Origin of the sequence: Bradyrhizobium sp. i1.15.2, assembly GCF_040548425.1 — a bacterium.
Classification (GTDB): domain Bacteria; phylum Pseudomonadota; class Alphaproteobacteria; order Rhizobiales; family Xanthobacteraceae; genus Bradyrhizobium; species Bradyrhizobium canariense.
Genome location: NZ_JBEPRQ010000003.1, coordinates 249,240 through 273,170 on the forward strand (window position 1 = coordinate 249,240; position 23,931 = coordinate 273,170).

16 protein-coding genes are annotated in these 23,931 nt (G+C 63.3%); 10 read left to right on the forward strand and 6 right to left on the reverse strand.

The features are described from left to right. The first annotated feature begins 13 nt into the window (after positions 1 to 13). The 3 genes from ABIB80_RS08740 to ABIB80_RS08750 are packed head-to-tail and all read left to right on the forward strand — an operon-like array spanning position 14 to position 5,177. Positions 14 to 3,196: an efflux RND transporter permease subunit gene (locus tag ABIB80_RS08740; protein WP_007596100.1), complete on the forward strand. Its 3,183-nt coding sequence runs from the start codon at positions 14 to 16 to the stop codon at positions 3,194 to 3,196. Continuing rightward, complete coding sequence (locus ABIB80_RS08745; protein WP_354127191.1) at positions 3,193 to 4,464, forward strand: efflux RND transporter periplasmic adaptor subunit; 1,272 nt, start codon at positions 3,193 to 3,195, stop codon at positions 4,462 to 4,464. The genes ABIB80_RS08740 and ABIB80_RS08745 overlap by 4 nt, the downstream gene beginning before the upstream one ends. 11 nt (positions 4,465 to 4,475) lie before the next feature. Then, the gene (locus ABIB80_RS08750) at positions 4,476 to 5,177 is read left to right on the forward strand and encodes a hypothetical protein (RefSeq protein WP_354127192.1); all 702 of its coding nucleotides are present in this window, start codon (positions 4,476 to 4,478) and stop codon (positions 5,175 to 5,177) included. Between the two features lie 49 nt (positions 5,178 to 5,226). On the opposite strand, the gene ABIB80_RS08755 is transcribed toward ABIB80_RS08750, so the two are convergent. The 4 genes from ABIB80_RS08755 to ABIB80_RS08770 form a co-directional block, all read right to left on the reverse strand. Then, positions 5,227 to 6,435 (reverse strand): ABC transporter substrate-binding protein, encoded by a 1,209-nt coding sequence (locus ABIB80_RS08755; protein WP_354127193.1) that lies wholly within the window; start codon positions 6,433 to 6,435, stop codon positions 5,227 to 5,229. Between the two features lie 56 nt (positions 6,436 to 6,491). Next, a complete protein-coding gene (locus ABIB80_RS08760) occupies positions 6,492 to 9,323 on the reverse strand; it encodes an ATP-binding protein (RefSeq protein ID WP_354127194.1) in 2,832 nt (943 codons plus the stop codon). 548 nt (positions 9,324 to 9,871) lie between these two features. Continuing rightward, on the reverse strand, positions 9,872 to 10,099 hold the full coding sequence (locus tag ABIB80_RS08765) for a hypothetical protein (RefSeq protein ID WP_219681611.1): 228 nt from the start codon (positions 10,097 to 10,099) through the stop codon (positions 9,872 to 9,874). A 174-nt stretch (positions 10,100 to 10,273) separates the two neighbouring features. Beyond that, positions 10,274 to 11,539, reverse strand: a complete 1,266-nt coding sequence (locus ABIB80_RS08770; RefSeq protein ID WP_007596093.1) for an ABC transporter substrate-binding protein — start codon at positions 11,537 to 11,539, stop codon at positions 10,274 to 10,276. An 811-nt stretch (positions 11,540 to 12,350) separates the two neighbouring features. Between ABIB80_RS08770 and ABIB80_RS08775 the strand changes: the two genes are divergently transcribed. Then, on the forward strand, positions 12,351 to 12,632 hold the full coding sequence (locus ABIB80_RS08775; protein ID WP_007596089.1) for a hypothetical protein: 282 nt from the start codon (positions 12,351 to 12,353) through the stop codon (positions 12,630 to 12,632). A 115-nt stretch (positions 12,633 to 12,747) separates the two neighbouring features. Further along, entirely contained in the window at positions 12,748 to 15,600 is a 2,853-nt protein-coding gene (locus tag ABIB80_RS08780; RefSeq protein ID WP_354127195.1) for an ATP-binding protein, read from the forward strand. A 109-nt stretch (positions 15,601 to 15,709) separates the two neighbouring features. On the opposite strand, the gene ABIB80_RS08785 is transcribed toward ABIB80_RS08780, so the two are convergent. After that, complete coding sequence (locus tag ABIB80_RS08785) at positions 15,710 to 18,583, reverse strand: ATP-binding protein (RefSeq protein ID WP_354127196.1); 2,874 nt, start codon at positions 18,581 to 18,583, stop codon at positions 15,710 to 15,712. 200 nt (positions 18,584 to 18,783) lie between these two features. Then, entirely contained in the window at positions 18,784 to 19,665 is an 882-nt protein-coding gene (locus ABIB80_RS08790) for an SDR family NAD(P)-dependent oxidoreductase (protein WP_354127197.1), read from the reverse strand. A gap of 351 nt (positions 19,666 to 20,016) precedes the next feature. Here ABIB80_RS08790 and ABIB80_RS08795 point away from each other — a divergent pair, with 351 nt between their 5' ends. The 5 genes from ABIB80_RS08795 (at position 20,017) to fdhD (ending at position 23,919) form a co-directional block, all read left to right on the forward strand. Then, positions 20,017 to 21,072 (forward strand): catalase family peroxidase, encoded by a 1,056-nt coding sequence (locus ABIB80_RS08795; protein ID WP_354127287.1) that lies wholly within the window; start codon positions 20,017 to 20,019, stop codon positions 21,070 to 21,072. Then, entirely contained in the window at positions 21,069 to 21,632 is a 564-nt protein-coding gene (locus ABIB80_RS08800) for a cytochrome b (protein WP_354127198.1), read from the forward strand. The genes ABIB80_RS08795 and ABIB80_RS08800 overlap by 4 nt, the downstream gene beginning before the upstream one ends. A 63-nt stretch (positions 21,633 to 21,695) precedes the next feature. Next, positions 21,696 to 22,196 carry a Dps family protein gene (locus ABIB80_RS08805; RefSeq protein ID WP_007596078.1) on the forward strand — a complete coding sequence of 167 codons (501 nt, stop codon included), beginning with the start codon at positions 21,696 to 21,698 and terminating at the stop codon, positions 22,194 to 22,196. A gap of 283 nt (positions 22,197 to 22,479) precedes the next feature. Beyond that, a complete protein-coding gene (locus tag ABIB80_RS08810; protein WP_354127288.1) occupies positions 22,480 to 23,079 on the forward strand; it encodes an HdeD family acid-resistance protein in 600 nt (199 codons plus the stop codon). A gap of 3 nt (positions 23,080 to 23,082) precedes the next feature. Next, positions 23,083 to 23,919 carry a formate dehydrogenase accessory sulfurtransferase FdhD gene (fdhD, locus tag ABIB80_RS08815; protein WP_354127199.1) on the forward strand — a complete coding sequence of 279 codons (837 nt, stop codon included), beginning with the start codon at positions 23,083 to 23,085 and terminating at the stop codon, positions 23,917 to 23,919. The last annotated feature ends 12 nt before the right edge of the window (positions 23,920 to 23,931 follow it).

Below are 23,931 nucleotides of genomic sequence, written 5' to 3' on the forward strand. Positions count from 1 at the left end.
CAGGCAGACCCCCATGGGAATTGTTCGCTTCGCGCTACGGCTTCCGCACACATTCTATGTGCTTGCTGCGCTGATCCTGTTCCTCGGCGGGATCGCAATCCGGTCGATGCCGACGGATATTTTCCCGGAGATCCGGATCCCCGTGGTCACCGTGATCTGGAGCTACACCGGCCTGTCCACGCCGGAGATGGAGCAGCGCGTCAGCACCTACAGCCAGTATTCGATCAGCGCCAATGTCAGTGGCATCAAGAATATCGAAGCGCAGACCCTCAACGGCCTCTCGATTCAGAAAATCTACTTCCAGCCGGACGTCAATCTCGATCTCGCGATCTCGCAGATCGTCTCGGGGACCAATGCCATCCGCGCCCTGATGCCGCCGGGGATCCAGCCGCCGATCATCGTGCAGTTCAATGCCTCGAGCGTCCCGGTGCTCCAGCTCAGTCTCCAGTCGAACAGCCTGAACGAGCAGCAGCTCTACGATTTCGGCATTTACCGCGTCCGCCAGCAGCTGGCTCCCGTTCCGGGCGTGACCCTGCCCACGCCTGCCGGCGGCAAATACCGCCAGATCATGGTCGACATCGATCCGAACAAGCTCCTGTCGCGCGGATTGACGCCGCTCGACATCGTCAATGCGGTGAACACCCAGAACCTGACGCTGCCGACCGGCACGACCAAGATCGGCGACACCCAGTACACCGTTCGAACCAATGCGACGCCGGCCACGATCCAGGATCTCAACATGATCCCCGTCAAGTTCGTGAACGGGGCCACGATCTTCCTGAAGGACGTCGCCCAGGTCCGCGACGGGGCCCAGGTCCAGCAGAACATCGTGCGCGAGGACGGCCACCGCGCCGTCCTGCTCAGCATCATCAAGAACGGAAATGCCTCCACGCTCGCTGTCGTCAACGGCGTCAAGGCGGCGTTGACGTCTATCCGCGCGGCGGCTCCGGCGGGGCTGAAGATCAACGAGCTGTTCGACCAGTCGATATTCGTGACCCATTCGGTCAATGGCGTGCTGCGCGAAGGTGCGATCGCCGCCGGCCTGACCGCGCTGATGATCTTGGTGTTTCTGGGATCGTGGCGGTCGACGCTGGTCGTCCTGATCTCGATCCCGCTGGCGATGCTGTCTTCGCTGATCGTGCTGTATTTCCTCGGCGAGACCCTCAACACAATGACGCTCGGCGGGCTCGCCCTCGCGGTCGGTATCCTCGTCGACGATTCGACGGTGACGATCGAGAACACGCACCGGCTCTGGACCGAGGAAGGCATGCCGTTGCCCGAGGCGACCCTGCACGGAGCCGCTGAAATCGCCATCCCGACGCTGGTCTCGACGCTCGCGATCAGTTGCGTGTTCACCTCGGTCGTGTTCCTGGAGGGCCCGGCCAAATACCTCTTCACGCCGCTCGGCCTGGCGGTGGTGTTCGCGATGTTGGCGTCCTACGGGCTGTCGCGAACGCTCACGCCGATCACCATCGGCCTGCTGCTGAAGGGCGAACGGCGTCATGGCGAGAGCGCGCGCCCGTCAGGCATCTTTGCGCGCGCCTCCGCTGCGTTCGAGCGCGGGTTCGAGCACCTGCGCGAGGGCTATTCCGATCTCCTGCAAAAGTTGTTGCGGCGTCGTGCCGTCGTGCCCGTCGTCGCCGTGCTTGTGCTGGCGCTCGGAGCCACCATGTTCGCCTATGTCGGCAGGGATTTTTATCCCGTCATCGACGGCGGCCAGATCCAGCTCCATGTTCGCGCGCCAGCGGGTACGCGGATCGAGCGTACGGAAGCGATCTTCCAGGCGGTCGAGGACAAGGTCCGCGAGGTCATTCCGGAAGGCGACCGGGCGTTGATCGTCGACAATATCGGTCTTCCGGCGCGGGCCTACAATCTCGCATTCACCGACGGCTCGACGATCGGAGTGAATGACGGCACCATTCTGGTATCGCTGAAGGATGGGCACAAGCCGACGGCGGATTACGTCAGGAAGTTGCGGCAGGTGCTGCCAGCGGCGTTCCCGGAGGACACCTTTTATTTCCAGGCGGCCGATATCGTCACGCAGATCCTGAACTTCGGGCTTCCCGCGCAGATCGATGTCCGCACGGTCGGTTACGGCAGCAACAATCTGGCCGTGGCCAAGGAGCTGCAGAAGAGCCTCGCGGCGATCCCCGGCGTGGTCGATGCGCATCTGCAGCAGGAGGTCGATGCTCCCGCGTTCTACGCCGACATCGACCGCACCCGCGCCGCACAGCTCGGCCTCAATGCGAGCACGGTGGCGACCAATATCAATGTCAGCCTCAGCTCGTCCGCGCAGGTCTCGCCGAATTTCTGGACGGACCCGACGTCAGGCATCCCCTATTACCTTGCGGTGCAGACACCCGAATACAGGGCTGATTCGCTGAACGCCTTGGGCAACACGCCAGTGTCGGCCTCGGCTGCCGCAAGCGGTCAGACGGTGCCGGGCTTGCTCAGCAATGTCGCGACGTTCAAGCGGGGGACCGTTCCCACCAATTCGAACCAGGCCAATGTCCAGCCGGTGTTCGACGTCTATGCGAGTGTCCAGGGCCGCGATCTCGGCAGCGTAGCGGCCGATATCGAGAAGGTGACGTCAGCCCTGCAGAAGCAGCTCCAGCCAGGCAATTCGATCCAGGTTCTGGGACAGATCCAGAGCATGCATCAGTCGTTCCGCGATCTCGGGATGGGACTGCTGTTCGCCGCTATCCTGGTCTACCTGCTGATGGTCGTGAACTATCAGAATTTTGGCGATCCCTTCGTCGTCATCCTGGCGCTGCCGGCGACATTTTGCGGCATCGTGACGATGCTGTTCATTACCGGGACGACGCTGAACGTGCCATCGCTGATGGGAGCCATCATGGCGATCGGCGTTGCCTCGGCAAATTCCATCCTGCTCGTGACCTTCGCGCGTGACGAGCAGTTGAAGGGGCATTCCGCGTTCCAGGCGGCGCTGAGCGCAGGCCGTACGAGGATCCGGCCCGTCCTGATGACCGCGGCCGCGATGATCGTAGGCATGATCCCGATGGCGATCGGCGGTCCGGGCGAGGAGCAGAACGCGGCGCTCGCGCGGGCGGTCATCGGCGGGCTGCTGTTCGCAACCCCGACCACCCTGCTGATCGTGCCGTATCTCTTCGCCATGCTGCGCAAGAGCAACGATGGCAAGCCTCGGCACGGCGTATTTGAGGAGCAACCGGAATGAGCGACGTTCGCGCAAGAACCGATGACGACGGTGCGAGAGATCGCCCCGGGGCGGAAAACCTCCGGGTTGTGGAGCTGCCGAGCAAGGGCGCACGATCCGGACGCCCTTATGGTGGGGCGCTGCTGGGCGGAGGCCTGCTCCTGCTGCTTGCGGGCGGTCTCGGCATCGGCGGCTGGCGGCACTACGAGGTTGCGCGTCAGGTGGCCGCCGTGGCCGAACAGGTTCGGACCAACATTCCGGAAATTCGGGTGGCGACGGTCAAGCCCAGCGGCGACATCATGAAGGTCAGCCTGCCAGCGACGACGACTGCATTCGAGGCGGCCAACATCTTCGCGCGGACCAGCGGCTACATCGAGAAGCGCCACGTCGATATCGGCGATCGCGTGAGGAAGGGCGATCTCCTCGCGGAAATCACCGCTCCCGAGCTGGATCAGCAGATCGCGCAGGCGCAGGCGACGCTCGCCCAGGACCAGGCTGCGCTTCAGCAGGCGCAAGCCAGCCGGGAGCTGGCCGACGTCACCAACTCGCGCGACAGCAATCTTGTCAAGCAAGGCTGGTTAACGGCACAGCAGGGCGACAACGACCGTCTCACCCTGCGCGCGCAGCAGGGGGCTGTGGGCGTCGCCCAGTCGAACATCACGGCGCAGGAGGCGCAGATTCGCGTTCTCCAGCAAGAGAAGTCCTACCAGCGTGTGGTGGCGCCGTTCGATGGCGTGGTCACGCAGCGGAACGTGGACAATGGCAGCCTGGTGCAAGCCGGCTCCACCTTCATGTTCACGATGATGCATTCCGATGTGGTCCGAACTCAGGTCTTCGTACCGCAGGACGAGGCTTTCGGAGTTGCCCCGGGCGTCGATGCGGACATCCGCGTTCCCGAGATTCCGGGGCGGACGTTTGCGGGCAAGGTCACGCGGATCGCAACCGCGCTGCAGCCGGGGAGCCGAACGCTGTTGACCGAGATCGACGTGCCCAATCCAGATGGTCTGCTCAGTCCCGGCATCTATTGCACCGTCGAACTATCGATACCGCGCAGGACGCCATCAATGACGATCCCGTCCGACGCGCTCGTCTTCGATCAGAATGGCCTCCACGTCGCGGTCGTGCGGAACGGCACGGTCCACTTACAGCAGGTCTCGATCTCCAGGGATTTCGGCACCACGGTGGAAGTGCGCGACGGCGTGCAGCCCGGCGATCAGGTCGTGCTCAATCCTGCGGTCACGCTGGCAGAAGGCAGCAAGGTCACCGTTCGCAAGCTTGAGACGAGCTAGGGACACGAGAGATGATACGGTTCGCGTTTGCAATGATGGTCGCTTTCCTGCTCGGCTTCTCTCCGGGCCAGGCACAAATCGCAACGACCGGCAGCACCGCAATGGATCTGCCGACGGTGCCGGGCGCGATCGTGATCTCGCCGCTCAACAGCCCGGGGCCGTTTTCCGCAACGACTGTGCCGGGTGCTCCGGATACGACGCTGGCGCCCGTTCCGCTGGCGTCGGATCCGGTGACGCCGGGGACAGTGGTCATCTGCGCGCCGCCATCGTCATCGCTGTCGCCGGTGCCGGCGACTCCAGCTGTATCGCCCACGGGTCTTTCGCCTCCGGGCATCGCGGCTCCGATCCTGCCGCTCACGGGACAGAGCGGTAGCTCCATCGGGACGATTCCCGCGGCCGCTCCGGCGGGAACAGGTGCGACAGTGGCCTGCAGTTCAACGCCGGGAGGACAGGTGACCAGCGCTGCGTCTTTGCCGCTTTCGATTTCGCAAGTGCCTGCAAGCCCCGCGCCCGGCACGATCCCGGCGGACGCCAGCAACGCCGGCGGCACGGGCATCGACCCGAACGCCACCGTCGTGCCGAGCCCTAACAGCGCGGCTTGCGCGGAAGGGGTCTCTATGAACCTGGCGGAGCCCGCGACAGTGGTGCCGGCGAACGCCTCAGGCGCAGCGCCGACGCCGGGCGTGTCGCCGATCCTGCCGCCGGGATGCTGAGATGGACTTGCAGGGCTTCCGTGTTATCGCATCACACGGCATTCGCCAGTCATATTGCCGGGCGCAACTTGCGGACTTCGGCATCCGGGGGAAGCACGCTTCCACCATCCCTATATTTCCAGTCTACCATGACGGCTTTGTTGCCCCTGACCGCGGTGCGACCGACGAATGTTCCCATCGTGCTTTGATGATCGATCGAACGCCAAATTGCCGGTCCAAACGGTGTATCGAAGCTGACATTGCCAAACCCATCCGCCATCGTTTCGGTATCGAGGCTCCCGAGCCGCTCGATCGGAGCCACGATGGAGCTGATCATGGCGTGACCGACCACGGAGCCCATGGTGGGAGCCTCGCCATATCGCGAGGAATACGCCGATGCGAATGAACTGTTGGCGCGGTCCAGGATCTCGGTCACGGGATAGCCGGTCACGATCCAACCTGTCGGCGCGTCCTCTCCGAGCGGATGGAGATATTCGGGTTCGCCTGTCGTGAACGACACGACATCTCGTCCTTCGAACAGGCCGCGATCCTTTCCCTGCCGGACGAATTTGGTGAGATCGGGCCCGAAGGTGATATTGAGGATCGCCTCGGGATTCTGCTGTGCGAGCGCGTTCACGACCACGCCGGCATCGATGGCAGCCAGCGGCGGCCATTGACTGCCAACGAACGCGACATCGGGGCGACGTTGGCGGAGAAGCTGCATGAACCACCTTACGGCCGACTGCCCGTACTCGTAGTTCGGAGCGATTGTCGCCCATCGTGTCGCCTTGAGTTGAGCGGCCTCCTCAACCAGCATCGCTGCCAGCATGTAGGTCGAGGGGCGGAGCCTGTAGCAATATCGATGTCCCCGCTCCCAGACGAGGGCATCCGTGAGCGGCTCGCTCGCCACGAACAAGACCCGGTTCTGCCGGGCGAAGTCGCTGATCGCGAGGCCGACATTCGACAGATATGCGCCAGCCAGCAGATCGACGTCGTTCCTGCGCACGAGCTCCTCTGCCGCGCGGATCGCGACGCTGGGTTTGCCTTCGTCGTCCCGGCTGACGACCTGCAGCTCGCGACCGAGAAGGCCGCCTTTGGCGTTGACCTGCTCGACCGCCAACTGCCAGCCGCGACGATAGGGCAGGGTGAACGCGGGGGCGCTGCTATAGGAGTTGATCTCGCCGATCCTGATCGGTCCCGTGCCCTGCGCACGGATGATGCCGGGCGAAAACACCGAAGCGCCGATGCCGCCCAAAATCTGTCGTCGAGAGATGTTCATCACGCAAGGTCCGGAAGATGGAGTGAAGGGCAGTGTCGGCCGAAAGGCATCGCAACCTAATGGCAGGTGCAGGATGGGAGCCGGTCGCCGTCGGATGTCGAAAGCGAGATGCCCGGTATTTCAGCCAGAGTGCGGGCAAAGGCGAGTGCGGGAAGGTCAATCTCCTGATCGAACAGCGCGCTCACCGGGCCCACAAGATCAAGGGCCGTCTGCTGACGGTTCGATTTCGCCATGATCCCTGCCCACGCAGCCGCAACTTTCAACTCGTAGAAGCGGCATTGCTGGTCCCTGGCGATGGACAGTCCCTCGGCGAACAGCACCTCGGCTCGCGAAAGATCGGATGGTCCGTTGGCCAGGAGAATCTCGGCCTTGATCCGCAATAGGTCCGCAAGGCACCACAATTGCCGGCCTTGCCGCGACATCGACAAGGCCTCTTCCACCGCGGCCAGGGCCTGCGCAGCCTCACCGATCGCGAGCAGGCCTTCGGCGAGCGATCCGAGAAACTCGGGATTGCGCATCAGCCAGCCGTTCTCGGTCCGCGCCTTCAGGCCGCTGCGCAGCAGCGCTATTCCGTCGTGATGCTTGCCTTGCAGAACCAGCAATTGTCCCTTCAGGCAGGACGTCCAGCTGGTCCAGAAAGCTATTCCCTCGCGCGTGACGAGTTCGAGAAGGGAGGATATCGCCTGATCGGCGGCGGCAAGATCATGCGTCATCAGCGCGATCGGGCAGACGGCATTGCGGAGTGCATAGGCGATCGCAAGCTTGTCCTTCTCGCGCCGGGCCTCCTCGAGGCACTCGGCGGCCAGAGATCTGCTCTGGGTGATCCTGCCCTGCAGCAGCAGGACGCGCGCCAACATCGCCTTGGCGAGGACACTCTGGTTCAGCAAAAACCACATCTGGTTCGCACCGCCGTTCAATCCGTGAGCCGAATGGTCCAGGGACAGCGTCAGCTCGCGTCGTGCATCCTCCTGCATTCCAAAGAAATGCGTGGCAGCGCCGATCAGGCGACGGCCTACCGCCTCGTTGGCGGGATTTCCGGTGCGTAGCGCGATCTCGAGGTAGCGTTCGCCAACCTCCTTGGCCGCGGCATATTGGCCCGAGTTGAGATTATAGCTCCACAAGGTCCAGACCGCCTTGAGCTGAAGCTCGAGATCGGACAATTCCTCGGCGAGCACGAGACCGATGCTCAGCGCCGCCTTCATGCGGTCCGCTGTTCCCGCCGTGTTGAGAAGTGCGAAACCCAACGCGACATAGAGCTGCGCCTTGAGCTTCGGAACGCAGGTGAACCCGGGACCGAAATGCGCAAGCGCGTGCTCGATCCGCGTCGAGCATTCCACGAAAGACAGCAACTGCATCCATACCGGAACGAATCCGGCCGTCAGTTCGATTCCAAGCGCGGTCTCTCCACCGGGCGAGAACGCCCAGTCGAGCGCGGCGTGCACGTTGCCGATCTCCTGAGCGAAACGGGAGATGTCGTCGGGAGCGGGAGAGGCATCGCCGAGCGGTGCGATGATCTGCCTGAGAAAGCCGGCCTGCCGCCTTGCCGCCCGCTCGACGAGGCCTGCCTCTGCGAGCTTCTCCAGCGCATAAGCGCGGGTGCTCTCCAGGAGCCGCCATCGTCCCTCGAATGAGGGGTCCAGCGACACCAGCGATTTCCCGACCAGATTGAACAGGGTTTCAATGACGTCCGACCGCGACAGAGTGTCGTCCATCATTGCACTGGCCGCATCGAGCGTGAAGCCGGCCGGAAACACCGCGAGCTGGCAAAGCAGGTGCTGCTCTGCCGGGGTCAAAAGGTCGTAGCTCCAGTCCAGTGTCGCTCGCAGGGTCTGGTGGCGCGGCAACTGGTCGCGGCGGCCGCCATTCAGGAGCTCGAAGCGCTTGTCGAGACGGAGCAGTACGGTATCGACCCCGAGATTGGCGGCCCGGGCCGCGGCAAACTCCAACGCGAGCGGAATGCCGTCGAGGCGGCGACAGATGGCGGCGATCTTCCGGAGTTCCTCCGCGCCCGCAACGAAGGTCGCACGTAGGGCCCGCGTTCGCGCGACGAACAGCTGCACTGCGCTTGCCCGCAGCAGCAAGTCGGGATCGTGCATCTCGGGATCGGGAACCGACAGCGCCGGAATGGCCGCAACATATTCGCCGTCGATGCGGAGACCTTCGCGGCTGGTCGCGAGCACGGTGACGTTCGGACAATAGCGAAGCACGGCACTGGCGATCTGCGCGGCGACTTCGATCACATGCTCGCAATTGTCCAGGACAAGAAGCAGACGGCGGGTTCCGATGGCCTGCGCAATGCTTGCGGCCGAGGCTTCCTTGTCGTTCGAGGCGAGCTTGAGTGCACGGGCGCATGCGGATGCCGCAAGTGCCGCATCCTGCAGGGTCGCAAGTTCGACCAGCGCCACGGAATCGTTGAACGCGGGCGCGACGCTGCGCGCCAGCTCGATTGCCAGCTTCGTCTTTCCGATGCCGCCGGGTCCGACGAGGGTCACTGCCCGATAGGCCGAAAGCACATCGACCAATTGGCTCATGCAATCCTCGCGACCGATAAGAGGCGCACGGATACTCGGCAGGTTGCTTGAAAAGGGCACGTCGGCCGGAATCGTTACCGGTGCGGCGGCAGGGTGATCCAGATGCCCGCTTTGCCAAGTCCCGGAGAGGGTATAGCCGCGGCCCGAAACCGTCTTGAGGAGATTGCGATCCTCCCCGAGTGCCTTGCGGACGGCCGAGATATGGACCTGAAGCGTGTTGTCTTCGACGGTCAGGCCCGACCAGACGCTTCCGATCAAATCATCCTTGGTGACCAGGAGACCCGCGGAGCCGACCAGCCTCTCGAGAACCTCGAACGCGCGGCTTCCGATCGGCACCGTGACGTCGTTGTGCCTCAACTCTCTTCGTTGGCAATCGATATGCCATTGTCCGAAAGAGTAGGTGCGATCAACCGACATAAGGGGGCCCGTGATTCAATTCCGCCGCCGTGATCCGGGGGAAATCACGAGCCCGCCCCTTGAGGTCACCGATCCCTGGCATGGATTTGAAAGCGTCAATGCGGTTGGGTCTCCTACAGGGGAGATCGTCAGCGTGTCAAGAAGGCCCGCTCAGTCGCCGGGGCTTCGTTCATTATCAATGCTGACACCCGACACGTTGGTGATCGATACACGAATTCGTGACGACGTTCGGGCGCGTGTCAGAATGGAAAGGGTCCCTCGGAGGGAACCTGATGCCATCAAAGGAAGCATCATTTACTCGGCATCGCCGAGAATCGTCAGCGCAAGAACTCCGGAGCCCAAATGCTTCCAGGAGACGTGCACCAGTCGCAAGAACGGCGGCCTGGTCGTGAGCCGCCGTCCTTCCTTCCGCCGAGAGGTCAAAATCCGGAACGTTGAGGCGATCAACTTCCGGTCGGCGTCAACCGGACTTGCTCCGGTTCGCGAACTCAATAGCCCGAGGTGGGCTCGCAGGGCGGCCGGCGCCAGGGGGCGGTCGCGTACGCACCGACGTCGGGAGCACGGGCGCAGCCGCGCTTGGCGGAGGCCGGCACGCGCTGAGCCGACGCATAAGCCTCGACATTGGTACGCTTCGCGTTGCCTTCGCGGGCCATCGCGGGGGAGGCAATCATGGCCGCGACAACGAATCCGGCCGACAAGAACTTCAGTGTCGTCATCGAACATCTCCTTGAGAAAGCGACGCCAAGAACGCCTCGGCCCGCACCTGAGACATGTGCATGCGTGCGCCGGATCCGCAGTGTCGATCGAACGAACATTTTCCTCTTTGCACGAAGCCGTCGCGGTGCGTTGAATTCATACATCGACGGCTCATCCGACAGGAGGTTCGCGCGCTAGTTTGGTGAGGACGTCGCCTGGTCAGTGCGTCCATCCAGCAGTGGGCCAAACCATTCCCATCTTTCGCCGGTGAAGCGCATCATCCGGAGCTGCTCGATCGGACGAAAGTCCCTCGGTGATGTCTTTATGCGAACACCGGGAATGTAGGCTTCGAGGTCGAGATCGAGATCGGTGGCCACGCGCATGATCCTTTCGTGCGTGAGATCGTCGCCGCAACGCCTGATCACCTCCACGAGTGCACTCGACATGTTGAAGGCCACCAGCGGCCCGCTCTCCGATCGATCTGCCTCCGGATAGTATTTCGCCATGAACGCGCGAAAATGCTGCATGCCCGGATGGCTGTCCCACTGCGGATCAGTCACGTCCATCTGATACCCCGCGCTGAGAATTCCTTTCGCATTGTCCAGTCCGGCGGGCTTCAGCACCGCGCCGACCGAGACCGAGACGTTCGTCACGATGTGGATGGGATGCCAGTCCAGCTCGGCGAGCGTCCTGATCGCCTGCGCGGCGAATTTGGGTGTTGCGATGTCGATGAATATGTCGGGCGCAGCGGCCTTGATCGCGGCGACCTCGGAGTCGATCGTCGGGGTGCTGACCTCATATGATTGGCTGGCAATCACCATTTGCGCGTACTGGTCCTGCAGCACGTCCTTCAGGCCGAGCAGATAGTCGCGTCCAAAGTCGTCGTTCTGGTACAGGATACCGATCCTTGCCCCCGGATGGTGCCGCAGAATGTAGTCCGCATAGATGCGTGCTTCGGTTCGGTAGCTCGGTTGCCAGCCGATGGTCCACGGAAAGTGCTCGGGATCCGCCCAGCGCGATGCTCCGGTGATAACGAACAATTGCGGCACATGCCGGCTATTCATGTATTTCTGGATCGCTGCGTTGCTGACCGTGCCGAACGGAGCGAAGATCGCAAGCACCTCGTCGTCCTCGACGAGCCGTCGCGCTTGCTCGACCGCTTTGGATGGACTGTAGGCGTCGTCGTATGAAATGAAATTGATCTTCCGGCCGTTGATCCCGCCATTGTCGTTGACCATGCGGAAATACGCGCTCATCGTCCTGCCGATGATGCCGTAAGCAGATGCCGGGCCACTGTAGGGCATGATGTTGCCGATCCGGATCTCGGTGTCGCTTGCGCCGGGATCATATCGTGGCTCCGCGGAAGCGCTGCCGACTGCAAGCGCAGCGCAGGAGATGAAGAGCTTTCCCAGGCGCCACGCGTTGCCCGAAATCGAATAACCAGTCCTGCCTGCGATCAAGCGATGCCTCCATGGCGCTGCCGGTCTTTGCACATGCCAACCCTGACGAGGCGTGGCTCGGCCGCGCCCGCTCGAGGCGGCGGACGAGCGCGTGCAGCAGTCGGCGTAGCGACTATAGCGCGGACGGCGCTGCGCGCCCGGTTGCGGATGCTGAAGAACTGTTAAGTTTCGCAGTTTTTGGGTCGGCTATCCGAATCGATGCAATCGGCCCTGCCGCGAAGCCGGCAGGGTGCGCCGCATGGCGCGGTCGCACTCCCGGATTACGGGCACCATCATCCGCACCTGCAGAAAGCAGAATACTGGATTGTGGTATCTCGTCATCGATGCCAGTTGTGGTCGCGAAATTGGCCTATGCCGAAGACGGGCGCGGCACCGCCCGGCCGTTCGAGACCCATTCGCCCGGCGGGCGTCAGTGCGCCGCCATTCAGCACGTCGCGATCGGGGTACATCGATGCAAAGGCTGCCGGCTCCTGATCAGCGAAAGACCAGGCTGCGGACGCCGACGATATCGTTGCCGTTGAGAGTAGCGCCGCTGCGATTAGAATCTTGAATACACTCATAGCGATTCTCCATTGTTTGCTCCGTGCGGAGAGTCGCTTGGCGATGATCGCTGCTCGGCTGGTGGCGTTTCCGAAGTTTTTTTGATGAAAATGATCTAGGTCGTCGGAGCGGAAAGTCCCGGTGGATCTGCATCACTCCTGCGGGAAGAGTCTGTCACGCTTGTCAGGATTCTCGCGCGTTTGTGCGTAGTCAAACGCGTCCGGTGTCCGTTTCTGGGAGGCGGATAGTTTGAATACCTGGAGTGTGAGCAATGAAATCATTTGCTGTTGTTTGCGTCCTCGCCTGCGTTGCGCTTTCGGGCACTGCGTCCGCCCGCGGCGGCATGGGATCGCATATGTCGATGGAGAGCGGCGGTGCGCTCGGGACGAGCGCCGCCGCGCCGGGCACGAACTCGCTGGGCACTGCGCTTTCGTCGTCCGACGGCGGTGGTCACGCGATGAAGGGGCCGTTGCTTGGCACAGACCAGACCATCGACAAGGAAGATGCCCGGCTTGAGAAGATGCTGGAAGGATCGATCTGCCGCGGCTGCTGAACGGCGCGCATTGCGAGACAGGGGCCGGCGGCCGCGCCGCCCGGCTACCTGTGTCTTTCGACGGGGTTGGTGGTAAGCTGGACTGAAAATGACGAAACCGCTTGGGGCTGTCCCAATGATGGCTGAGCCGGGCCAGCGTCCCGTCTACATTTGCGCGGAATGGGAAATCGATCTTGCCAGACGCGAATTGCGCTCGAACGGCGAACTCGTTCCGTTGGGGGGGCGTGCCTTTGAGATTCTTGCGGAATTGGTTCAGGCGCAGGGCCAGCTCGTCACCAGGGACGACCTGAAGGAGCGGGTCTGGCGGGGCGTCTTTGTCGAGGAGAGTGCACTTCGCGTGCATATCGCTGCGATCCGAAAGGCGCTCGGTTCCGACCGCGACATGTTGTCAACCAGCGTTGGCCGCGGTTATCGTTTGCTGGGAGCATGGCGGGTTCAGCATACGGACACCCCGCTACAATCTGCCGCAACCGGCCTGCTGCCGTCGATCAACATTCCCAGCGCATCATTCGATCTCATCGGCCGAACGGCTGCGATCGCACATTTGTGGCGGCTCCTGTCGGCCTATCGCATCGTGAGCCTGGTCGGGCCTGGCGGCATCGGAAAGACGTCGCTCGCGCTAGAGGTCGCCAGAACGCCGCCGCCCGGCTTTGTGGCTGACCGGTTGCTGGTCGAGCTAGCCCCACTGTCCGATCCAAAGCTCGTCTGCTCGGTCATCGCCAGTGTCCTCGGCACCAAGCTCGAGGGCGAGGAGATCTCGCCTGATGCCATCGCGCGCGCGATCGGCTCTCGGCCATTGCTGCTCATTCTCGACAATTGCGAACATGTCATCGACGCCGTGGCGCAGGTGGCCGAGTTGGTTGTCAGCCACTGTGCGGGGACGGTCGTTGTTGCGACAAGCCGGGAGGCGCTGCGTATCGAGGGGGAACATGTCTACCGCGTGCCTCCTCTGGGCGTACCGCCTGAAACCTGGCACGAGCCCACTGACGCTTCCGCGTATAGCGCAGTGGAATTGTTCACGAGCAGAGCGAAGGCGCTGGGTTCGAGTTTTGTACCCGACGAGGAGAACATCGGCGCTATCGCATCCATCTGCCGCCGGCTCGACGGCATTCCGCTGGCGATCGAGTTTGCGGCGGCGCGCGCAGTCATGCTTAGCCCGCCGAAGATCGCGTCACTTCTCGATGACAGGTTCAAATTCCTGACGACCGGCCGGCGCACGGCGTTGCCGCGGCAGCAAACGCTACGCGCAACGCTCGACTGGAGCTACGACCTCTTGCCGGACGACGAGGCGTGGCTGCTCCGGCAGCTCGGCATATTCGCTGGCGAGTTCCAGCTCGATGCAGTGATTGCTGTTGCTGGCGAGAACATCGGCGATGTGACCGGCCAGCTTGCCAGGCTGGTGGCAAAGTCGCTCGTTCTCGCGGATATTTGCGGCGACAGCCCGCATTATCGTCTGCTGGATACGACGCGTGCCTATGCATTGGAGAAGCTGCGTGCCGGCGGAGAACATCCCGGCGCAGCCTACCGCCAGGCGAAATACTACTGCGGATTCTTTGCCAGCGCCGAAGCCGACAGCGAAGTGAGGCCGCAGGCGGAGTGGCTCACCCTCTATGGCCGACACATCGACAACGTGCGAACTAGTCTCGATTGGGCCTTCTCCCCCGGCGGGGACTCGCAAGTCGGGGCCGCCCTGACGGCGGCCGCGGTCCCGCTCTGGGTGCAATTGTCGCTGCTCGCCGAATGCCGCGAGCGGACCGAACTCGCTTTGGCGCGCCTCGATCCGTCGGCTGCAAACGCGCCGCGACTTCGGATGCAGCTGTCGGCCGCGCGCGGCTGGTCACTGATGTACGGTGTTGGCAGGGCCCGGGAGGCCGGTCCCGCCTGGGCTGCGACCCTACAGCTCGCCGAGCAGCTCGGTGACAGGGATTACCTGCTGCGCGCGCTGTGGGGGCTCTGCATCGATCAGTTCAATAACGGCGAATTCCACAAGGCGCTTGAATTTGCTAATCGCTTCGCGGAGGTCGTGGCCGATTCCGGCAATCCCGTCGATCGCATGATGGCCGACCGCCTTCTCGCAACCACGCTGCATTATCGCGGCGACCAGCGGCTCGCCTATCATCATATCGGCCGAACCCTGTCGCGGCTCTCGGAACTTGCGGCAAAGCCGCAGGTCATTCGTTTCCGGTTCGACCTGCGGGTCTCGACGCGCTATTTCCAGGCGCGGATCCTGTGGTTGCTCGGCCTCGCGGATCAGGCCTTGAGCGTCGTCGAGCACAACGTCGAGGAAGGCCGGACCAGTGGTCACGCACTCACGTTTTGCAGCGTCCTCGGCCAGGGTGCCTGCCCGATTGCGTTCCTGGCCGGCGATCTCGACGCCGCCGAGCGCTATTGTACGATGCTGCTCGAACACACCGAGCGACATCCGATCCGCCTGTGGAATCTGTGGGCGCGCGCCTTCAGAGGAATGCTGATCTCGCGCCGGGGTGACCTCGCGACCGGATTGCCCCTGCTGCGCAAGACGTTTGAGCTCGCGGGCGAGGCGCGCCACCTGCCGCGCTTTCTGCTTCCCCTCGGTGAACTCGCGGTATGTCTCGGCGACGCCGGCGAGGTATCGCAAGGCCTTGCGACCGCCGACGAGGCGCTCGCGCGATGCGAGGCGAGGGACGAGGGGTGGTACGTCGCCGAACTCTGGCGCATCAAGGGCGAATTGCTGCTGCTTCCCGGCGAGCACCGCTCGGCGATCGCCGCCGCGCAGGCCTTCGACAGGGCATTCGAGGTGGCGCGGAGCCAGGGCGCCTTGGCTTGGGAGCTGAGAACGGCGATCAGTGTGGCACGATTGAAAGTGAGCGAGGGGCATCCGGCCGATGCACGCCGTGTTCTCGCGTCCGCATACGGCAAGTTCACTGAAGGTTTCGAGACGGCGGACCTCCGCGACGCGCGTGCAATGCTGGCGAAGCTCGGATCGTAGGTCCTAGATGCCCCGGGAGCGGCATCCGATTCAACCAATCGGATGCCGGTGCAGCCTCGGCGAGCACCGCATCGGTCGGGGCAAAGGGCGCTTATGGATCAGGAGAGGGTCATTTGGCCGCAGACGCGTACGGGCGCGCCGGATTCAGCTCGGCAAGCAACGCTCTCGCCATCTTGAGGCTGCGCGTATCGAAGCCCTCGGTAAATCGCAGATAGACGGACGCAAGCATATCGTGCGCCTCCTGGCAGCGACCGCCTCGCTGCCATAGTCTCGCAAACCCGATCGCCGCGCGAAGCTCATAGCCCAGCGCTCCTTGATGACGAGCGAGGTCGAGCGCCTGCACGAAGCTCATCTCCGCCTGCGAAAGATCCGGATTGCTCTTGTGCATCAGCGCTTCAGCCCTTGCGCGCAGCATGTCGGGCATCTCCATCATGAAGTTGCAGTGCCGGGCCTGGACAATCGCCTGATCAATGGTGTCGAGGGCTTCGTCACCGTGACCTGTAGCCGACAAGGCATCGGCGAGGGACATGCGCAACCCTGCGACCGCACCGAAGCTCTGGCTCTGCAGCTTGTCGATCGAGCCTTTCAGCATAGCGAGCCCGATGCCGGTCTCGCTTCGGGCCAGCAGCGTAATCCCCTTCATCGCCTCGCCGACCATCTGGAGAATGGCGAGGTTGTGCCTTCGAGCCTCCACGACGAGCCTGTCGATGTGTTCTTCGCAATCCGCCAGATCGCCATTCCAGAAGAAGACGTCGAATGCCCATGCTAACGCTCGGCAGAACATGACCGGATGGTTCGTCGCGATCACGTCGGAGATCGCCCGGCGCACCATTTGCGCTGCTTGATCCGGATATCCCTGAAGCCAGAGGACGCGCGCAAGGGTGATTTGAGCGCGTTTAGGGTATTCGAGGGTGAGGCCGCTAAGGATGTCCCCATCCATGCCCGGATGACGCAACGCCGCTTCGATGTATGAGCGGGACTCAACGAACCTGCCGAGATATTGGTAGGAGATGCTGAGCAACACGCGCATGCGCGCGACGGCAATGGGATCGTTGCTGGTCAGCGCAACGGCTTCGCCGCGTTTGGCGGTGGCCAGTACCTCATCATATCTGCCGACGAACAATTGCAGCAGGTGCAACTGGTCGATCAAACGGATCTGCCCTTGCACGTCGCCGATCTTCTCGGTCAGTTCAAGCGCCCGGTTGAGATGATTAACGCCCACTCCGTCGAGCCGTCCCGTGAGCATGCGGGCGGCGCCCAGCGCAGTGTGAAGGACGAGACCCTGCCTGATGCTTCCATTGGTTTCATCCAGTGCTTCGATGGCGCGAGTGACCCAGAGTTCGCATTCCGCCAGGAGCGACAGCTTGAAAAACAGCGGAATCGATGCCGCAGCGAGCGCCACGCCGATTTTGCGGTCTCCCTGATCGGAGAAGCACCACGTCAGCGCGGCGCGGACGTTACCGAGCTCCTCGGCAACCGCCGAAAGGTCTCGGTTCGCTTCGCTCCCGATCCTTTCAAGGAGACCGCGAAAGTAGCAGGCGTGACGTCGCGAGATCGCGCCAGCGTCCCCGCTGGCGACAAGTTTCTCTTGCGCGTACGCCCGGGTCGAGTCGGCAAGGCGGTAGCGGGTTGGTTGCGAGCCGGTGTTCAGTGTAAGCATCGACTTGGCAACGAGGCCGTCGATGATCGCCAGGATCGTGTCGTCGTCCTCCGTGGCCGCGGCAATCGATCGGGCGGCGTCCAGGGTCATGCCGCCGACGAACACCGACAGCCGGCCGAGAATCACGCGCTCCGGTTCGGATAGAAGATTGTAGCTCCATTCGATGGTTGCGCGCAGCGTCCGGTGTCGGGGCAGTGCCGTGCGTCGCCCCTCCCACAGCAAATTGAGGTGCTGATCGAGGAGCTGGACCATCGCCCTCGCGCCGTATGCGCCCACATGGCCGGCGGTGAGTTCGATGGCAAGCGGGATGCCGTCGAGCCGACGGCAGAGGTTGCCGACGTCCGGGGCGTTCGCATCCGTCAGCGTGAACTCGCCGCCTCCTGCAGTCGCACGCTCCACGAAGAGTTTCACGGATGGGTAAGCGAGGGCGTTCGCGGCCGTCAGAACGGCCTTCTCCGGCGGGCTCGGGAGCGGCGGGAGACGGTATGTGAACTCGCCTTCGACGCGCAGCAACTCCCGGCTCGTGGTCAGGATGTGCAGCTCCGGGGCCGCCTGGTAGAGCCGCTCGGCCAGCGCCGCCGTTGCTTCGATGACATGCTCGCAGCAGTCCAGAATGAGCAGCATGCGCCTGTCGCGCAGGAATGCCGCCAGGCTGCTCGCCGGATCATTCGATCGCGCCGGCAGTCCAAGTGACGATGCGACGATCGCCGGCACCGGAGCGGCGTTGCCGGTTTCGCCGAGACCGATGAAGTGGACATGTCCGGCGAATTCCGCGAGCAGGGCGTGGCCCGCGGAAATGACGACCGGGGTCTTGCCGATGCCGCCGGGGCCGACAACCGTGACGAAGCGGTGGGCTCTCAGACTTTCCGAGATGTCCTGAATGGTATGCTCACGCCCCACCATCTGCCGGGGATGCGCCGGCAAATTGTGGACATAAGTCGGATTGGTCGACGCAGCTTGCCTCTGTTTGGGGCGTGAGACCGCGGCGACGAAGCAGTAGCCCTGGCCGGAGACCGTGCTCAGATATCTGGCGCCGGCATCGCCGTCTCCGAGTGCTTTGCGGAGTGCGGCGATATGGACACGCAGGCTGTTTTCCTCGACGTTGGCGCCCGGCCATGTCGTGGCTATCAGATCCGTCTTGCTGACGACGTTGCCGGCCTGCCGGACCAGCGCGAGCAGGATGTTGAACGCACGATCCGATAATCGGAGCGGGCTCCCGTTTCGTTCAATCCGCCGCTGCGAGAGGTCGAGGCGAAACGGCCCGAAGAGAAAGATCTCATGGGCGGACTCGTCTTGAGCGGAGCGGCCGGCTTGGGCCATCATGTCGTTGCTTTGCCAGCGGGGGACCATTTTCGGATATCAACCCGGCGCACGACTCGTCACGTTCTATGACTTGGAAGCACACCAAGACGTGTGAACGCAGTGGCCCTTAAACGGTAACATCCGGTAGTTTCGGGGTAAAGCATCGGGCTCTATCACTTTCGTCTGAGGCTTGGATGTGCGGCGCCACGATGCGCGCCTTATCAGATCAATGTCGGCTTGAGAATGTCTTCCAGTCCGATCCGGCGGAGCAGTTCCGCGCGGACGCTGTCGGCGACGGTGTCGACGGCTGCAGCCCCGTCGTCGTCCGGACCGAAATGAACGCGTAGCGGACGCTGTCCGAATGGCATATCGACGATATCGGCTATGGCGGTCGCGACGTCTTGCGGAGTTCGATCCTTCGCCGGAAGCTGCCCAAGTGCCGACAGCGCGATCTCGCTCAAATCGGCCGTCGGACCATCCGCGTATTCCTCTGCCCGAACGGTGTCCAGCGGCCGGCCGGAGCGAATGTAGTGGCCGGGCCCGAGCGCGCTGGGAACGACGATGGTTGTCTCGACACCCCAACGCGCGAGCTCGCCGGCATAGCCGAGCGCTAGCGCATCCAGGGCAGCCTTTGAGGAAGCATAGGCGCCCAGGAAAGGAACCGAGCCGCCTCGCGCGCTGCTCGACGAGACCCATATCAGCAGGCCATGGCCCTGCTTGCGCAACTGTGGCAACGCGGCCCGATTGAGCCGTTGCGCACTCAGCACGTTGGTGTCGTAGAGTTCGGCAAGCTGGGCCGGTGTAAAGGCCTCCGCCGGCCCGTAGAGGACCTGGCGGGCATTGTGCACGATCACGTCGAGGCGGTTGTTCTCAGCGACGATGGCGTCGATAGCCGAGTTGACGGAGGCTTCCGAGGAGACGTCGAACGCGATGGTTCGGAGGTCCGCGCCACGCTTGCCGTCCTCGGCTCCGCCATCCGCGCCGCCGTGCTCATCCACTTCCGGCATTGAAACGTAGACCGTGTGGCCGGCCTGTGCCAATTTCCTGCAGGTGCTTCGTCCGATGCCGTTCGCAGCTCCTGTGACGATGATCACTTTGCCCATTCGAATCCCAATCGCATTCCACCTTCCGCAAAGACGCCAGCGCCATCGCGACACGTTCGTCGTTTGGCGATTGATCCCTGGCCTTGTGCGAAGAGTTCCTGAAATACAGCCGGGCGCAAGACGGGTCTTTCGAGCCCGGCGGCTGATTTCCAGATCGCACGAAATATTTCGAGAAAGCCCGAAAGCGGATGAGGACGGGTCTCCCGCGGACCGGGCAGGCTCGAACGTGCCTTCGCGAAATTGGCGTTGGCTTTCAGAAGATCGCGGCTGTGGCCGCCGGCTACAAGAGCCGCTCGGCAGAACGGGCCGTGTGACGCGTCTGTGTCAGCTCGCTCGTTACGAGGAGAAGCGATGAATCAATCAGGCAAACTGCCGCGTTCGGGACTCGGACCGCTCGTGTTGATAGCGGCCATCCTCGGAGGCGGGGCTGCGGCGTTCGCGTACACTGCGGGCTGGCTCTCGCCCGGGCGCCTGACGCCGGAGCAGATGATTGCGGCGCTGACGCCTCCGAGCGGCGCACCGCTCGGGCACCGGCGAAATCATGCGAAGGGGATCTGCTTCACCGGCATCTTCGAGGCCAACGGAAACGGCGTAGAACTTTCGCGGGCCAAGGTCTTCGAACGCGGCACGTATCCGGCGCTGGGTCGCTTCAATCTCGGCACTGCGGATCCGAACGCCGTGGATGCAACTGTCCGTGTGCGCGGTTTGGGATTGCAGATCGCCGCAGCGGATGGCGAAGAGTGGCGGATGGCCCTGATCAACCCGCCGTTCTTTGCAGTGTCCACGCCGCAGGCGTTTCACGACCTGCTGATCGCATCCGCCGAGAAGGAGCCGGAGGCGATGAAGATTTTCATCCACGCAAATCCGGAATTTGCCGCCTTCGCGACCTGGGCGAAGACGGCGCCCTGGACCACCAGCTATGCGGAGGAGCCTTACCACGGGCTCAACAGTTTCATCTTCACGAACGCGAAGGGCGGGGAGCACGCGGTGCGATGGTCGCTGCTGCCCACTGTGCAGCCCGTTCCGGTTTCGCAAGCCGAGCTGGAAAAGCGCGGTCCGGATTTTCTCGAGCAAGAGATAGTGGAGCGAATCAGGACCGTCGGCCCGCAGCGCTGGACCATGGTTACGACGGTCGCAGATCCCGGCGATCCGATCGCGGACCCGAGCAGGCCCTGGCCCGAGGGGCGCCGTACGGTGCAGCTCGGAACGCTTGCCGTGCAGCGGATCGAACCCGAGCGGGATGGACCCTGCCGCGACATCAACTTCGATCCGACCGTGCTGCCGCGGGGAATCCGGCTGTCGGACGATCCTTTCCCGGCCGCGCGCTCGTCGGTCTACCGCAAGTCCTACGATTTGCGTGCGGCCGAAGCCGGCGACTATCCGCGAACCGAGTCGGCGAGGCCATGAGCAACGCTCCGCATCGTTTCGCCCTGATCCAGCGGCTGCTGCACTGGCTGATGGCAGCCTGTATCGTTGCCATGTTCTTCATCGGCGTCGGCATGGTGTCCACCGTGGCGCCGAAGTACTTGCCGCTCATCCTGATCCACAAGACGCTCGGCGTCACGCTTCTGGTCCTCGTTGTGATCAGGCTGGCGCTGCGGCTCCATTACGGCGCGCCGCCGTTGCCGGCAGATCTTCCGCCGGCGATCAAGCTGGGAGCAAGATTGTCGCATCGGCTCCTCTATGGCTTCATGATCGTCATGCCGTTGCTGGGTCTCGGCATGCTTTGGGCTGCGGCTTATCCAGTTGTCCTGTATGGCGGGATTCGAATTCCGGCGTTGCTGCCGCAGAGCGACCGCGTGCACACATTGCTATGGAATGCTCATTTTTACCTGGGCTTCGCGTTCTTTGCCCTCGTGCTACTGCATCTGGCGGCGGCGCTGTTCCACGCAATGGTTCGCCGCGACGGCGTGTTCGGGACGATCGCACTCTTTCCACTCGGGAATGGGACGACGCCGGCAGAATGAGCGCTTGGCGCGTCGGCGACATGCGCGGCTCAAATTTTTCAGCCTCCAGCAAGGATGACGACAATGACCAAAGCAGATCTCCAAAGCCCGACGGATCTCGGGGCCAATGCGAACCGGGACGTTCCAGCCGCGCTGAGAGCGCTGCTGGCTGATGTCTTCGCGCTGTACCTGAAGACCAAGAACTTCCACTGGCACGTGTCGGGTAGGCACTTTCGCGACTACCACCTCATGCTCGACGAGCAGGCCGAGCAGATCTTTGCCATGACCGACGACATTGCCGAGCGGGCACGCAAGATCGGCGGAACCACGCTGCGCTCGATCGGCCAGATCGCGCGCGAGCAGCGCATTCTCGACAACGACGCCGATTATGTCGAGCCGCAGGACATGCTGGCCGAGCTGCGCAGCGACAATCAGCAACTGACGCGAGAAATGCGCCGGGTCCACGAGCTCTGCGACGAATACGGCGATGTCGCTACCGCAAGCCTGCTGGAAAACTGGATCGACGAGACGGAACGGCGGATCTGGTTCTTGTACGAGACCGGCCGGGACGGCCCGAACTCGTAAGCACCTGGTATGGGATGCGGCCGCAAAGCGAAGCGGGCCGCCGCGCAGCGACGACGCGGAAGCGAGGGAGATCCTCGCGTCCGCGTATTGCTGTCTGATCGTCTTCGCATTGATCGACCAGGGCGCACGCCACGTACCCATCGGTCGTGAATCCCGCAGCAGCGTTCACATCGTGCGGATGAAACAATGGCGCTGCATCCTCGAAAGATGACTGGACGTGGATCTCTATAGGCTTGACCGCATCCATGACCGGCAGGCCGGTCATACGTACAAGGGTCAAGCCATGACGGATATGTCGAACTCGAAGGCGTCGCTCGGAAGGGCCGTTCACGCGATCAGCGGAAAATGGGGCTGGTTCGTTGCGCTGGGGGTCGGTGAACTGATCCTCGGCGGCATTGCGTCGGCCAATCTGATGGCAGCAAGCCTCGCCTCCGTGCTCGTCATCGGCGTCAGCATGGCAGTCGCCGGGATCTTCCAGATCGTGCATGCCTTTTCGGTGCACGGCCTGCGCGGCTTCCTGTTCTGGCTGTTCGCCGGGATCGTCTATGCCGCTGCCGGAGCCGTCGTCCTCTACGATCCGCTGCTGGCTTCGTTCACGCTGTCGCTCGTGGTGTGTGCTCTCCTGGTCGTTGCCGGTGCGACACGGATCTGGACGGGTTTCCATCTGCGGCCGGCCGCGGGCTGGCGCTGGATCGTGGCGGCCGGCGTTGTGACGTTCTGCGTCGGCGCGATGCTGATTGCGGTCTTGCCTGCCGTCGGCCTGTGGCTGCTCGGTGCGATGCTGGTCGTGGATCTGGTCTTCCAGGGTTGGGGCTTTATTGCATTCGGGCTCGCGCTCAGAAGCCGGGCCTCGCGGCATTCGGCCGAGCCGGCGACGGTCTGAGCCATGATGACAGGTTCGACATTCACGCGGCACCGGGAGATCGCCTGGCGCGGTGGCCGCACGACATCGACGTCGCGGCTGGTTGCCGAGGAGAGCGCCATTGCGCTCACTTACAACGGATCGACCCATGCCGTGATGATGGGAACGCCGGCCGATCTGGAGGATTTTGGTCTCGGCTTCAGCCTGACCGAGGCGATCATCGACCGCGCAAGCGAGATCAGGAGCATCGAGCTGATCTCGAACGAACTCGGCATGGAGGTGCGGATGTGGCTTGACGGCGACCGCGCGACGACCCTGGCCGCACGCCGCCGCGCCATCAGCGGTCCGGTCGGATGCGGATTATGCGGCATCGAAAGCCTTGAACAGGCGCGTCGCGCGCCGTTACGCGTTGAAGGGCGTGGCATTGCCTTTCATGCGCGGGACCTGCTGAACGCCATGCATGCGCTGTCTCCCCTCCAGATATTGAACCAACATACGCGGTCCGTTCACGCGGCAGCCTTGTGGCGCCCTCGCACCGGCATTGCTCTGATCAGGGAGGATGTCGGCCGGCACAATGCGCTCGACAAGCTTGCCGGCGCCATCGTCCGCGACGGCAAGTCAGCCTGCGACAGCGCCGTGCTGCTGACGAGCCGGGTTTCGGTGGAGATGGTGCAGAAGGCCGCGATGATCGGCGCGCCGGTCGTTGTGGCCGTTTCCGCGCCGACCGCGCTCGCGATCCAGACCGCGAACGAGGCGGGAATCACGCTACTCGCCGTCGCCCGCGATGACGGATACGGCGTGTTCACGCATCCGCGCCGTGTTCTGCTGCCTGACGAGGCCGCGCCGCGCGCCGGCTGCTGACTTCAGCGGACC